A 13,403-nucleotide genomic window follows, 5' to 3' on the forward strand; every position below is an offset into this window, starting at 1 on the left:
TTTTCAACGCCAAAGTCATTATTCTTCGTAATTTAAAAGCTGCATTTTCGTTTTTTCTGTATGAAGCAAATTTTACGTATTACCTTACTATTTCTGGGAATTACTGGCGGGCTGATGGCGCAAAATTCCGCCGCGGTTCGATTTGTGCGAAATCAGGGACAGTGGGAGGCCGCCGTGCGCTATTGCGCCGAAATACCGGGAGGGTATTTGCTGCTGAAAGAAAAATCGCTGATGTATGTCTTCTTTGAAGAAGAGGCGCTCAAGAGTGTTCACGCCCGAAAAGGTGCGCCCAATGCCCGCAAAACAGGTGCGTTAAACGGGCACGCCGTGGAAGTGCTTTTTGAGGGGTCAAATCCTACATTTAACGTAGAAGAACAACACAAAAACACTGCCACATACAACTACTTTTTGGGCAATGACCCCAACCGTTGGGCTTCCAATGTGGCGTCGTTTGGCGAAGTCATTTACCGTGATGTGTATCCGGGCATTGACTTCAAAATGTACGCCTTTCGGCAAACGCTCAAATATGAATTTTTGGTGGCCCCCAATGCCGATGCTTCGCGTATCAAAATGCGCTACGTGGGCAGCAAAGAGCTAAAATTGGTCAAGAACGAGCTGTTCGTGGCCACCACGGTCAACCAATTTAAGGAAGCGAAGCCTTACACGTATCAAGAAATCAACCAACGCAGTAAGGAAGTAGCCACGCAGTACCGACTAGAGGGGGAATATCTTTCGTTTGATTTTCCCAAAGGCTATGACCGTTCGGTCCCGTTGACCATTGACCCGGAACTGGTTTTTTCGACTTTTTCGGGCTCTTACGCCAATAATTTCGGGCATGCTGCTACCTACGATGAACAGGGAAACCTGTACTCGGTGGGCACGACGCACTCTATGGGTATTTTCCCCACCACGGCGGGCGCTTTTCAAAGGCAAATAGGTGGGCCTGGAAATCAAGTAGACATTGGACTGCTTAAATTTAGTCCCGATGGAACGCGGTTATTGTATGGCACGTACATTGGTGGTTCTGATTGCGATGTACCGCACAGCATGATTGTGAACAATAAGGGTGAATTAGTGATTTTTGGAACAACATCATCCCTCAATTTTCCGCTTACTTCGGGGGCTTTTCAAACCCGTTTTGGGGGCGGAACTCCCGTGATGCCCCTCGGTGGATTTGAGTTTAATAATGGTATGGATATTTTCGTCCTGAAATTAAATGCTACGGGTAGTGTGCTGTCGGGCAGTACCTACGTGGGCGGAAACGGGAGCGATGGATACAGCCGTACGCCTGATTTTTCGTTGGCCAATTACGGTGATGAATTTCGGGGAGAAGTGGTGGTCGATGATAAAGACAACGTCTACGTAGCTACTTCAACCAATTCCTCTAATTTTCCGTTGGTGAATGCGCCGGGCAATCAATACGGCGGCCGTCAGGATGCGGTCGTATTCAAATTGAGTTCGGACCTGAAAACGATGCTCATGAGTACGTATTTGGGCGGAACTTCAGTCGACGCAGCGTACGGAATCAAATGGGCACCCTCGGGAGCGGTCTACGTGACAGGAGTAACCCGAAGTTCTAATTTGCCCGTAAAAACAGGGGCTTTCAAAAACACCCTTTCAGGGTTGGAAGATGGTTTTCTGGCTAAATTCGCCAATGACCAATTAGCCCAAATTACCTATTTGGGTACCGATAGCTCTGATGTTGGTTATTTGGTGGATGTAGATGCCGAAGAAAATGCCCACGTTTTTGGAATTACAAACGGTAAATATCCCGCTACGGCGGGTACTTACAATGTTACAAACGCAGGCCAGTTTGTTCATGCACTTGATAAAAATCTTGCCCAAACGGTATTTTCAACCACCATCGGTTCCAATCGTGAGGGGCCAGATATTGCACCTACGGCTTTTCTGGTCAATGAATGTGGCAATATTTACTTGTCGGGCTGGGGAGGTGTTGTGAACAGTCGCAATGGCTATATTTTGTCAAGTAGTACCGTGGGGTTGCCTACTACCGAGGATGCGTTTATGCGTACCACCACTGGTAGTAATTTTTACCTCGCTATTCTCGAAAAAGGAGCCAAATCATTGTTGTACGGCACATTTATCGGGAGTACCGTCACCAGTGACGACGGCGACCATGTGGATGGCGGAACCAGTCGTTTTGCCAAAAATGGCGTTATTTATCACGCTACCTGCGTTTGTCGGCAAGCCAATTTTCCTTCGACTCCCAATGTTTGGTCCGTCAATCGGAATAGCCTTGACTGTAACAACGCGGCTTTTAAATTTGATATTGACCGCATGAAGGCCGATTTTGATACCTACGAAGGGTCAACCAAAGGCGTTGTGTCTGGATGTGCTCCCCTGACGCTGGATTTTATCAATACTAGCGTTGGTGGGAGAACCTACAATTGGGACGTGCAGGGTAACAATATCTCGCGTGACCCCGTTAAGTCAACCTATACCTTTAATCAACCCGGCGAATACCGCGTTACGTTACGCATATTCAATCCGTTGGTGTGTCGGGGCCAAGATGTGGTGACCAAGATTATCAAAGTGGGCGTTTCAAATGCCAAAGCGAGCGGCGATACGACTGTTTGCGCCAATGTGGGCGTGCCGCTTTTTGCACAAGGGGGTATCAAGTATTCATGGAGTCCGTCGGAGGGTTTAAGCAATCCCAATATTGCCAACCCCATCGCAAAAGTCAACGCTACTACGCAATTTATCTGCACCGTTACCGATTCTAATTGCACCGTCAAACGCAACGTGACGGTTACAGTAAATAATAACAAACTTGATTTTCAGGCTTTAAAAGATACCACGATATGTGTTGGTCAAAGTGCGGTTTTGACGGCCTTGGGCACTGCCACTCGTTACCGTTGGAGTCCCGCATTGACCTTGAGCGATTCTGTCGGAACACGCATAATAGCCAAACCTGCCCAAACGACTACGTACACCGTGACGGGGGTTTACGCCGATGGTTGTTTACCCCAAAAAAGCGTAACGGTCAGGATTGAAGATACTAAAACTGATTTCAGGGTCGTGCCTGATACCATTATCTGTGCAGGACAGAGTGTACAACTCCTTGCGCAGGGGGGAGCAACCAAATTTACGTGGCTTCCTTCGCCGAGCTTATCGGATGTTACAATTCGTAACCCAGTGGCGAAACCTACCCAAACGACTACCTACACCGTGACGGGCACGTACCCCGACGGATGCACCCCCGTTCGAACCGTCACTGTCAATGTAGAGCAAGGGCCGCAAAATGTGCGCTTCGAAATAGAGCCCGTTTACGCCTGTGGACAACCCACCACGTTGCAGTATTTTAACAGAACTTCTGGTAATGCAAAATTTGAGTGGGATTTGGGGAATGGTACGCGCAGCACCAACGCTACCCCTGCGATTGCTACTTATACCCAAAACGGCACCTATCAGGTGACGCTCAGTGCGTTTTCAGCCTATGGATGTGCCACCTCCGTGACACAGACAGTTTCGGTATTGAACTTAGATAAGATTCCTAACGTCATCACCCCCAACGGTGATGGCAAAAACGATACGTTTATCATTGGAATTCCCAACGCTCAACTTGAAGTATTTAACCGGTGGGGAAAGCAAGTTTACAGCAATGCTAATTATCCTGATGATTGGGGTAAAGGGGTTTTGAACGGAACGTACTTTTACCAATTAAAAGTAACGCCCACGGTCCAGTGTAAAGGATGGATACAGGTCATAGAATAAAATAAAAAAAGCGGCTTTCGGGCCGCTTTTTTTATTGTGTTTTTAAGTTATTCCAATTAGTCGTTGCTTCTTCTTCCAAGCAACATACTGGCGTAATACATCAGATTGGCCAATGCGCCCAATGCTGCTACTACGTAGGTCATGGCGGCCCACCACAGTGCGTCTTTGGCCATGACGTGTTCGTTGCGGTTTACGATGCCGCGCTGCTCTACCCACGCCAATGCCCGACGGCTGGCGTCAAATTCTACCGGAAGGGTAATCAAAGCAAAGAGCGTTACACCCAAGTTGGCCACAACCAAAACGGTCAAAAGGGTAGTACTCACGATTCCTTGGTTGTAGAATATAAACCCGCCGATAAACAGCATCGCCATGTTGAACATGTTGAGGATATTGCTGCATACTTGTACCACCGGAACCAACGCCGAGCGCATTTTCAGCGGCGCGTAGGCCACTTTATGCTGTACTGCGTGGCCGCATTCGTGCGCTGCCACGGCTGCCGCCGAAACGTTGCGCCCATGATACACATCGGCGCTCAGGTTGACGGTTTTATCAACGGGGTTGTAGTGGTCGGTAAGCATTCCTTCCACCTGGGTAATGCGCACATCGTAGATACCGTTGTCGCGCAACATGCGGTCGGCGATTTCGGCGCCGCTCATGCCGTTCATCAATCCCACCTGCGAGTACTCCGTAAATTTGCTTTTCAGACGCCACTGGACAAACATCCCAATGACCATGAATACGATACCAATAAGAATTAAACCTCCCATTTTTGTGTCTTAGATTTATTGATTTTAGGTTGATTAATGGATTTTTGTATCTATCAACAAGAACATAAAACCGTCAAAATCTACTTAAAATCAGGGTTAATAACCTTTTTTTATCTTCTCAATAAGTAAAGAAGTAGAATAACCTTGAACCAACGGAACGGTTAACACTTCTCCTCCTCTTTCAACGACAAAATCCGCGCCAACGATATTTTGAGGGGTATAATCATCGCCTTTTACCAAAATATCAGGACAAATTGTCTGAATCAGCTCCAAAGGAGTGGGCTCACCGAACAAAATGACAGCATCCACAAACTCCAACGCAGCCATCAAACGGGCTCGGGCGTATTCGTTGACCACGGGGCGTAGCGGTCCTTTCAGTTTGCTGACCGATGCGTCGGTGTTTAGGCCCAGCACCATTTTGTGGCCGAGGTTGCGGGCTTTTTCTAAATAGTCGATATGCCCTAAGTGAACAATATCAAAGCAACCATTGGTGAAAACAATTTTTTTACCCTCTGCTTGCCATGCGCGAGCGGCTGCTGCGCCGGCTTCCCATGACATAATTTTGTCGGCAGTATTAGACATTTTTGTTTGAAATAGAATGTGAAAGTGAAGTTTGACTTTCGGCTTTGGGGCTTTTGACTAAAGTGATAATGAACGAAATACCGCCTAACAACAACATCAGAATCATTTGGGTGCCGTGGATATAAGTGGCCAATGCCAGCCCATCTTCTTTGGACAAACCGTACAGTACCAGCGCGCTACTGACCAGAATATGGTAGGGCCCAATCCCGCCCTGAACAGGGGCTGACATTCCCAATCCGCTCATAATCAGAACGGTCAGTCCCGCCAAAAGGGTAAGGTGGGACGATTCGGGGAGCACAAAAAAGCACACATAAGAACTGAGCAGGTACATCGTCCAAATCAAAACCGTGTGAAAAACAAACGCCCACGGATTGCGAAGTTTACGAACGCTCAAGAGTCCTTCCACCAATCCCAGTACAAATCCTTCGATTTTAGCAAAAAGAGAATTCTGACGCAGCCGTTCAGCGTTGTTACGATAAAACCACCAAGCCGCTACCGCAATGCCTATTCCCAATACGGCCACGCCGCCCAAAAGGACTATTCGACCAGAGCCGTTGCCCGAGCCCATTCCCAGTTTTTCACCGAAAAGACGCATGAAAAAATCGCTCAATCGGTTGAATTCCAGTATAAAAGCCAAACCAATGAGTGCCAGAAGGCTAATGACATCAAACACCCGCTCGGCTACTACCGTACCAAAGCTGACATTGACAGGCACCCGTTCCAGCCGATTGAGCGTGCCGCACCGCGTCACCTCTCCCGCGCGGGGAATGAGTTGGTTGGCAAAATAACCCGTAAATACTGCCACGGTGGAGTCAAATGAAGAGGGTTTAAAACCCAGCGGCTCAAGCAACATATTCCAACGGTAGGCCCGACTCCACGCGGCAATGATGGTAAAAAGCGTAACCAGAATGAGCCACCAATGGTTGGCATTTTCGAATTTAGCCCACATAGCGGCCAAATCCATGTCTTTAAAAACGTACCACATCAAGCCACCCGCAATGGCCAGCGAAAGACAATATTTAAGGATATTTTTCATGGGTAAACGGCTAACTGCCAACTATTTTATTGTTTTCGTCGGGGAAAACGACTTTGGGTTTAAACGTTTTTGCTTCTTCCTGGGTCATCATACCGTACGAAATAATGATGACTACATCACCTACTTGCGCTTTGCGGGCGGCTGCGCCGTTGAGGCAAATAATGCCCGTACCGCGCTCACCCTTAATGACATACGTAATGAGTCGTTCGCCGTTGTTATTGTTGACTACGTGCACTTGTTCATTTTCCAGAATACCTGCGGCATCCATCAGGTCTTCGTCAATCGTTATGCTCCCAACGTAGTTTAATTCTGCCTGAGTGACCTTAACGCGGTGAATTTTTGATTTGAATATTGTGACAAACATCTTGAGAAAAGTTATTAATCAGTGGTAAAACCGTTGAGAAAATGTTGGAAAACAATGTCTCGGCTCTCTTGCTGAAAATGAATGATAAGCTAAATGTCTATGTGGTTAATCACCTGAAAAACGGCTAATCGGGGGGCAAAGTTCACGCTAAAAAACTACATTATCAATCAGACGCACTTTTCCCAAATGGGCGGCAATGCAAAGCGCCGTTTGTCCAGCGTCGGCCATTGCCTCGATGGTTTGAAGTGAATGGGCATCCACAATCTCAAAATACTCCAATCGAAAAGCGGGTTGTTGCTCAAAATGCGCGGTGATTTCTCGTTTCACTTCAGCAGGAGGGCGGCCCGAAAGCAACAACGATTTGGCTAAGCTTAACCCCTTGAAAATATGCGGTGCAATGGCGCGCTCTTCCACCGTTAGGTTTCGATTGCGGGACGACATCGCCAGTCCGTCGGGTTCGCGGAGGGTGGGGCAGGGGTGAAGTTCAATCTGAAAACCCAAATCAATCATCATCTGCCGAACCACGGCCACTTGCTGTAAGTCTTTCTGACCAAAGTATGTCCGGTCGGGCTGAACGATGTTGAACAACTTAGACACCACAATTCCGACTCCGTTGAAATGCCCCGGACGGAATTGCCCTTCCATGACGTGCTCCAGTGTACCAAAATCGAATTTTAAAATGGGTTTAGCATAGGCGTCCGACGCTGTCGCTTTACCGTACATTTCTTCGGCAGACGGCGCAAAAACGGCATCACAGCCCGCCGGAGCCAGCATTGCACAGTCGGAATCGAGGGTGCGGGGATAACGGGCGAGGTCGTCGGGATTGTTGAATTGAATCGGATTGACAAAAATGCTGCAAACGCTAAGGTCATTTTGCGCTTTGGAGGCTTCTATGAGCGACAAATGTCCTTCGTGCAATGCCCCCATGGTGGGTACAAATCCGACGGTCTTTCCCTGTTGGCGTTGTAAACGCAAGTAAGAGCGAAGGTCGGCGATGGAATGAAAAATATGCATTACGCTTCCTGAAATTTTGGACAAAGCTACATAATTACCCATTACGAAGTTGGAGTACGCTCAACCTCTTGAAAAACAAGGGGCGAAATCAGTATATTTGCTCAGTTGCGAACGGTTTTAGCAATATACTAAACCCTGCTTAACGAAGTAAAAAAAATGAAAATTGAAGTTTTTATTGGTGTATTTCTTCTAATTATGGGAAATGCTTATGCCCAAGAATGCAATGAAGCAACGTTGCTCACAACTCCCGGCAAATGGATAGAAGGCATGAAAGGCTCCACATCGGGAGTGTTGACGGCTGACTTGGCCAAAGAGAAAATCGTCGTGGATAATCTGCACAAAATGATGCAGCAGAGTTACCGTCCTCTAGGGGTAGATGCCCACTACAACGGTGCGTATTATGCCACCCGCAGTGAGTATCAATGGTTAAATCAATATAGCTATAACTTGCGGGTGTTGCCCTATTATTGTAACGATAAGACCGTTGTGAAGGCGCACGAGACCTCAACGAGCCTCACTATTGCGGCCAACGTGATTACTTTTGGCGTTGACGTATACGAACCTTACACGGATTCGTCTCCTTGGGACAATGGATTTCGTTCAATTCGTCAATTACCCGTTGAAAAAGACGGATTGTATTACCATGTCGAAGAAACTAGCATCGGTTTTGGCCGAATGGGGCAGCAACACACGTGGCTCATCACCCGCAACGGGCAATGGCCATTTTTGCTGGTGACCAAAAAGGAATTTCTGGAACGAAAAAAACAGAAGCTTTTGAAGGGCTTGGAAGAAGAAAAAGCCATGGCGAGCCGAAATGCCGAAAGCCGCGAAACCGAGCGTAAGCTGATGGAAAAGCAATACAGCAATGACCCCTTAAAGCTGCAAAAATACCTCAAAAATGAGTATGAATATTTTAAAGCCCAAAACTGGGAAAATCTAGCAAGAACCGAAAAAAACTTTCTAAATGCCATTGCCAAAGTAGAGGCATTACTGAAAATGCCAGCCGATGAATTGAACAAACCAGCCATTGTAAAGCAAGACCCTCACGATTTTTTGTCGCATCTTTTTATTACTGCTACCGACCCTTATCCGGATATTTTGATTAAGCCGAATCCCAATTATTTTGACAAAAAACTCCCCCGAACTTCGCCGCAGTTTATCTCGGTGGTTATTGTTGGTAATCACAAAGACCCTATGATGATACAAGCCATGGCAGGGTTGCAAAAAGCGGTGGATTTCGATAAATTGAAGGGAATGTTGGGGAAATAATGCTCGTTTTATTCCGAAAAAGCCTTTAAAACACCCATCGCTTTTTCTGCATCCTTAACGGGCACAAAAATATGGTCATGATAGTAGGCGGCCACTACATTACAACTGATTCTGTGTTGGGCCAATGCCGATGAAAAAGCGGCGGTTAGCCCCGTAGCTTCCAACGAAGAATGAATCGTAAGTGAAATCCAAGCAAACGTAGTCATATAAGCGTACTCTGCGGCGTCTGCTTGGTCTCGTCGTATGACCACCGTATTTCCTTCAGCTTCCCTAAAGAAAAATAAAACATCGTCAACGTGGATTTGCGCATCTTTTTCAAGGGTACAGAAAACATATTCGCCCGAATTCAAGATGGGGTTCATTCCTTTCAATAAAAGAGGGATATCTGTTTCTCCCGTATTTTTAGCCATATCCATACCTAAAATAGGTTGTAATAATATTCTATTGGCACCTAGCAGAAGCCGTTGGTTAAATTTTTTGTGGCACAAATTCTAGCTTTAAATAAGCGCCCGTCGCGTTGGGATTGGTGACGATTTGGGGTAAACCGTTGACGACATCCAGCGATTGGTTGTGGGTGTGTCCCGCAAAGACTCCTAGCAGGTTGGATGCTTTCATAACTTCTTTGTGAAAAGTCATGGTTACTTCGGTGTGTCCCGCTTCTGGCCACCGCTGACGACGTTCGAGCTCGTGATTTCGGTCTGTTTTGGCACTCCATTCAGGATGCCCACATCCGAAGCCCATGCCTCTTTCGGGCGCGTACAAGGGGATATGAACCATCAAAACCAAGGGTTTTCCCGTGGCAACTTCTTTACGGAAAAACGCCAACTGCTCGGGCAGAATTTCATAAATAGAATTGTCGATAACGACAAAACGCACGCCGTTAACTTCGCGCACGGTCATCAGTGGATTTTCGCCCTGATAGAGCTGAGAAAGACGCTTTTTTGTCCATGTATCGCGCAGCTCCGTTGCCGAGCCCGACATTCCTTCGTAGTGCCAATCGTGGTTTCCTGCGGTATAGACGTAGGGTAGATTGGCCGTTTTTAATTGTTGACTTACCCAATCTACGGCGGCTTCGGAAGGAAAACTCATGATGTCGCCGATGAGTGCCACCAACGAAACCTTTTCTTTCTGGGCAATGGCCAGCGTTTCTTGAAAGCATTTTTCTGGATTTGTCGGCTCACCCGTCTGGAAATGCTTCGTTTGGTTGTAGGCTTTGGCCATGCGGGCGCTGTATTGTAGGTAAGGTTCTCCCCGAGTATCATCAATGAACAAGTGTGTGTCGGCCACAAACAGAATACTGAAACGCTCGCGAATGGCGGCGTTGAAGAAACGCACCTGGTTGGCATCAATGGCAAAAGTACCTCGGTCCGAAAGCGTTGGTTGGGTGGTATTTTTAGCATGAATGGCTAAAGGTGCCAAGGCGAGAGATGAAAGCAGCGTTCGTCTTTTCATGGTCAATGTCGTAGGATTATTTTTTATGAATGAACCAAGCCCATAAAATCAACACAAATTGCAGGGGTAAGCGAATCAGCGCTATTTGATGACTGCCGATGGCGGGATTTTCTTTGAATACATCCACGATGTGCAAAGGCAGAAACAGTAACATCAACACGAGAATTCCGAGGGTAGACTGCGAGCGAAAAGCAGGAATAAAAACGCCGATGCCCACGATGATTTCGGCTATTCCTGATAGATAGTTGATGGCCTCGCCCGGTAAAAAACTCGGAACAAAAGGAAGGTACATTTCGGGCTTCAGGAAGTGATTCACGCCCCCAAAAATCATGAAGGCACCGAATAAATACGTCAGGATGAGTTTTAGTATTTTCATTTTTAATGGTAAAAGGTTTAGAAATAAACAAAATGCGGTGGATTTAAGCAACCCACCGCACCAAATTTTTTGCATTTTAAGGCAACTATAAACTTTTCAAAAATCCGCTTTCGACTTTCCAGCTTTTCTTGTCGGAACGAAGCTCAAAATTGCCTCGGTCACCCAATCTTAACACAAGCGGCTTGCCTTTGGCGTCAACGAGCATAGCACCTTGGGCGTCGAGTTCATCAATGCCGTAGAAGACCGACAAATCGCCGAAATCTTCGATGCTGCTGCGGTAACTGAACGCGGTGGCGTCGGCGTTGTTGACCTCATTGCGGTTTACGGCCACATCAACGGTGTAGGTTTGGCCGTTTAATTCAGTTTTGGCATTACGAATGATGAGGTCGTAGTGGTTACGCGCGTTTTGCGGGATTTTCTCGTAATCGTTTCGGTTTTCGCGGGCGTAAGTGCCATCGGCAATGGATTCTAGCGCGGTCAAAATGGCCACAAAATTCATTTTGCGCAGATACTGCTTTTCGGGGTCATTTTTGTATCCGCCCGATTCAATCAACACCAAACTGGTGCCCCACTTGGCGATGTTATCGCCAAAGGCGCGGGGTTCAAACTCATCCGAATAGCGCGCTACTTGGTTGGGGACAAACTTTTGCAATTCACGGTTCATGCCCACAATCAACTGCATGGCGCGCTCGCGAACAGAGTTGATGGTGCGCTCTTCGTTGTAGGCGGTTGCCAAAAACGAAATCGCGGCCACTTCTTTGGACTCACCTACGCTGTAGCGCGGGCTTTGGTCGTGGAGGTTGAAACCCACGGCGGGTTTGAGGGTCTGTTGAAGATGTTTGAGCAATTTTGATTCGGGGCATTGCAACCGCAATGCGTCGCGGTTCATGTCGATTTCCTGCGCGGTACGGCGTTGCCAGCGCTCCACGCCGTCGGGGTTGAGCATCGGAACGAAATAGAGCGTACTTTTTTCTTGAAGTTTTTTGCGCAAATCATCAAAGCCATCGCCGCTTGCGTTCAGAAAATTAAAAATATCCAACAACGCCATCGTGGCAGTGGCTTCGTCGCCGTGCATCTGCGACCACAGCAAAACGGGAGGTGCGCCTTTGCCATATTTTAATTGAAAAATTGAACGCCCTTCAAACGATTTACCCGCTTCCGTAACGCTGAAATTGGAATTGGTTTTGGCCTTATCGATGAGGGGCACCAAATGACGATGTTTAAACGCCCGACGCTCGGTGACGCTTTTTTCTTTGAATAGCTCGTGCGCGTCGAAAAGGCGCTGTGCTAGGTTGTTTTGGGCAAAAATGGTTTCAGACATACAAAAAAAAGAAACCACCAATAGTAGGTGTTTCATGTGGGCTTAAGGTTTAACGTTAGGTTTTATACAAAGTTAAGTTATTCTACCAGCGCACTTGCCCATCACCTACAACCACCCATTTTTCAGTTACCAATTTTTCGAGGGCAAAGGGCCCGCGTGCGTGAAGTTTTTGGGTCGAAATGCCAATTTCGGCGCCGAGTCCAAACACCCCACCGTCGGTAAAGCGCGTGGAGGCGTTGGCATACACGGCGGCGGCATCTACTTCATTGAGAAAACGGTCAATGGCGGATTGGTTTTGGGAAACAATGGCCTCAGAGTGGCGGGATGAATAATTTTGAATATGCGAAAGAGCTTCATCCAGACCATCTACGATTTTTACCGCTATTTTGTAATCCAGAAATTCCCGTCCAAAATCCTGCGGTTGAGCGTGTTGGAGCATAGGATATTGCACTTGCTCAAATAAAGGATAGGACTCATCGTCGGCAAACACTTCTACGTTCCATTTGATAAAATCATCTTTGAGCATCGGCAAAAAAGTGGCCGCAATGGCTTTGTCAACAATCACGCAATCCATCGAATTACAAACCGACGGACGTGATACACGCGCATTTACTACAATGTCGCGGGCTTTGGTCAAATCGGCCGTAGCTTCTACGTAACCATGACAAACCCCCGCGCCCGTTTCGATGGTGGGAATCAGTGAGTTTTTACGCACAAACTGAATCAATGATTCTGACCCACGAGGAATGATAATATCAACATAGCGCGTAGCCGTGAGCAGTTCCATCACAAATTGGCGGTCGGTTGGTAGCAACATCACGGCGTTGGTATCTATGCCGTTTTCTTGCAATGCTTGGTGAATCAGCCCCACCAAACAACGATTGGAGAAATCGGCTTCTTTGCCGCCCTTGAGCACGCACGCGTTGCCCGAGCGCAGGCACAGCGCGGCTACGTCTACGGTTACGTTGGGGCGCGATTCAAAAATGGCTCCCACCACACCGAGCGGCACGGCTATTTTTTTGAGTTTGAGTCCCTGTTCAATTTCCCGTTCAAACAACACCTGCCCCGACGGGTCGGGCAATTGCGCCACGTCGCGCAGGCTATCGGCCAATCCCTGAATACGTTTTTCGTTGAGAAATAAACGGTCTTTTTTCGGGTCTCCGTCTGGCATACGCTCCATATCTTTTTGGTTTTCAGCCATGATATGGGCTTGATTTTCAATCAGTATGTCAGCCAAACGATTCAGGAGGGTCGTTTTTTGCGCACTGGTCAAACGGCGGATTTGGGCCGCTGCTTGTTGCGTAGCTTGGAGTTGGGGAACAATCGTGGTGGTCATTTTTTTAATCGTAAAAGCCAACCATGAACGAATAATCGGTTAGCTATTTTAGGAGTGTAAAATTGGGTAAAAAAGCCGCAAAACCCAAACTTACTATGTCTTGGAGAGTTGGTAAGTTTTATCTACGAAATATTTCGTATAAAAAACTTGG

The 13,403-nt window shown here is 47.3% G+C and carries 12 protein-coding genes; 2 read left to right on the top strand and 10 right to left on the bottom strand.

Annotated elements, in window-relative coordinates; all coding sequences use genetic code 11:
• The first annotated feature begins 60 nt into the window (after window positions 1-60).
• Window positions 61-3,735 carry a DUF7948 domain-containing protein gene (locus tag DVG78_RS06690; RefSeq protein ID WP_114460285.1) on the top strand — a complete coding sequence of 1,225 codons (3,675 nt, stop codon included), beginning with the start codon at window positions 61-63 and terminating at the stop codon, window positions 3,733-3,735.
• A 56-nt stretch (window positions 3,736-3,791) separates the two neighbouring features.
• On the opposite strand, the gene DVG78_RS06695 is transcribed toward DVG78_RS06690, so the two are convergent.
• From DVG78_RS06695 to panC, 5 genes are all read right to left on the bottom strand, one after another.
• Window positions 3,792-4,502 (bottom strand): zinc metallopeptidase, encoded by a 711-nt coding sequence (locus tag DVG78_RS06695; protein ID WP_114460287.1) that lies wholly within the window; start codon window positions 4,500-4,502, stop codon window positions 3,792-3,794.
• Between the two features lie 96 nt (window positions 4,503-4,598).
• A complete protein-coding gene (gene rfaE2 / locus DVG78_RS06700) occupies window positions 4,599-5,084 on the bottom strand; it encodes a D-glycero-beta-D-manno-heptose 1-phosphate adenylyltransferase (RefSeq protein WP_114067514.1) in 486 nt (161 codons plus the stop codon).
• Entirely contained in the window at window positions 5,077-6,120 is a 1,044-nt protein-coding gene (locus DVG78_RS06705) for a lysylphosphatidylglycerol synthase transmembrane domain-containing protein (protein WP_114460288.1), read from the bottom strand. The genes rfaE2 and DVG78_RS06705 overlap by 8 nt, the downstream gene beginning before the upstream one ends.
• 10 nt (window positions 6,121-6,130) lie before the next feature.
• A complete protein-coding gene (gene panD, locus DVG78_RS06710) occupies window positions 6,131-6,484 on the bottom strand; it encodes an aspartate 1-decarboxylase (protein ID WP_114460289.1) in 354 nt (117 codons plus the stop codon).
• 147 nt (window positions 6,485-6,631) lie between these two features.
• The gene (gene panC, locus DVG78_RS06715) at window positions 6,632-7,498 is read right to left on the bottom strand and encodes a pantoate--beta-alanine ligase (protein WP_114460378.1); all 867 of its coding nucleotides are present in this window, start codon (window positions 7,496-7,498) and stop codon (window positions 6,632-6,634) included.
• A gap of 156 nt (window positions 7,499-7,654) precedes the next feature.
• Between panC and DVG78_RS06720 the strand changes: the two genes are divergently transcribed.
• Complete coding sequence (locus DVG78_RS06720; RefSeq protein WP_147277010.1) at window positions 7,655-8,767, top strand: hypothetical protein; 1,113 nt, start codon at window positions 7,655-7,657, stop codon at window positions 8,765-8,767.
• 8 nt (window positions 8,768-8,775) lie between these two features.
• On the opposite strand, the gene DVG78_RS06725 is transcribed toward DVG78_RS06720, so the two are convergent.
• From DVG78_RS06725 to DVG78_RS06745, 5 genes are all read right to left on the bottom strand, one after another.
• Window positions 8,776-9,183, bottom strand: coding sequence for an ACT domain-containing protein (locus DVG78_RS06725; protein WP_229598153.1), 408 nt, complete (start codon window positions 9,181-9,183; stop codon window positions 8,776-8,778).
• A 52-nt stretch (window positions 9,184-9,235) separates the two neighbouring features.
• Complete coding sequence (locus DVG78_RS06730) at window positions 9,236-10,219, bottom strand: metallophosphoesterase family protein (RefSeq protein WP_114460292.1); 984 nt, start codon at window positions 10,217-10,219, stop codon at window positions 9,236-9,238.
• Window positions 10,220-10,235: 16 nt separating this feature from the next.
• A complete protein-coding gene (locus DVG78_RS06735) occupies window positions 10,236-10,595 on the bottom strand; it encodes a DoxX family protein (protein WP_114460380.1) in 360 nt (119 codons plus the stop codon).
• A gap of 85 nt (window positions 10,596-10,680) precedes the next feature.
• On the bottom strand, window positions 10,681-11,952 hold the full coding sequence (locus tag DVG78_RS06740; RefSeq protein WP_114460294.1) for a M14 family zinc carboxypeptidase: 1,272 nt from the start codon (window positions 11,950-11,952) through the stop codon (window positions 10,681-10,683).
• 46 nt (window positions 11,953-11,998) lie between these two features.
• A complete protein-coding gene (locus DVG78_RS06745) occupies window positions 11,999-13,252 on the bottom strand; it encodes a glutamate-5-semialdehyde dehydrogenase (protein ID WP_114460296.1) in 1,254 nt (417 codons plus the stop codon).
• Window positions 13,253-13,403 lie beyond the last annotated feature (151 nt).

It is taken from the genome of Runella aurantiaca, from assembly GCF_003339505.1.
Lineage (GTDB): Bacteria > Bacteroidota > Bacteroidia > Cytophagales > Spirosomataceae > Runella > Runella aurantiaca.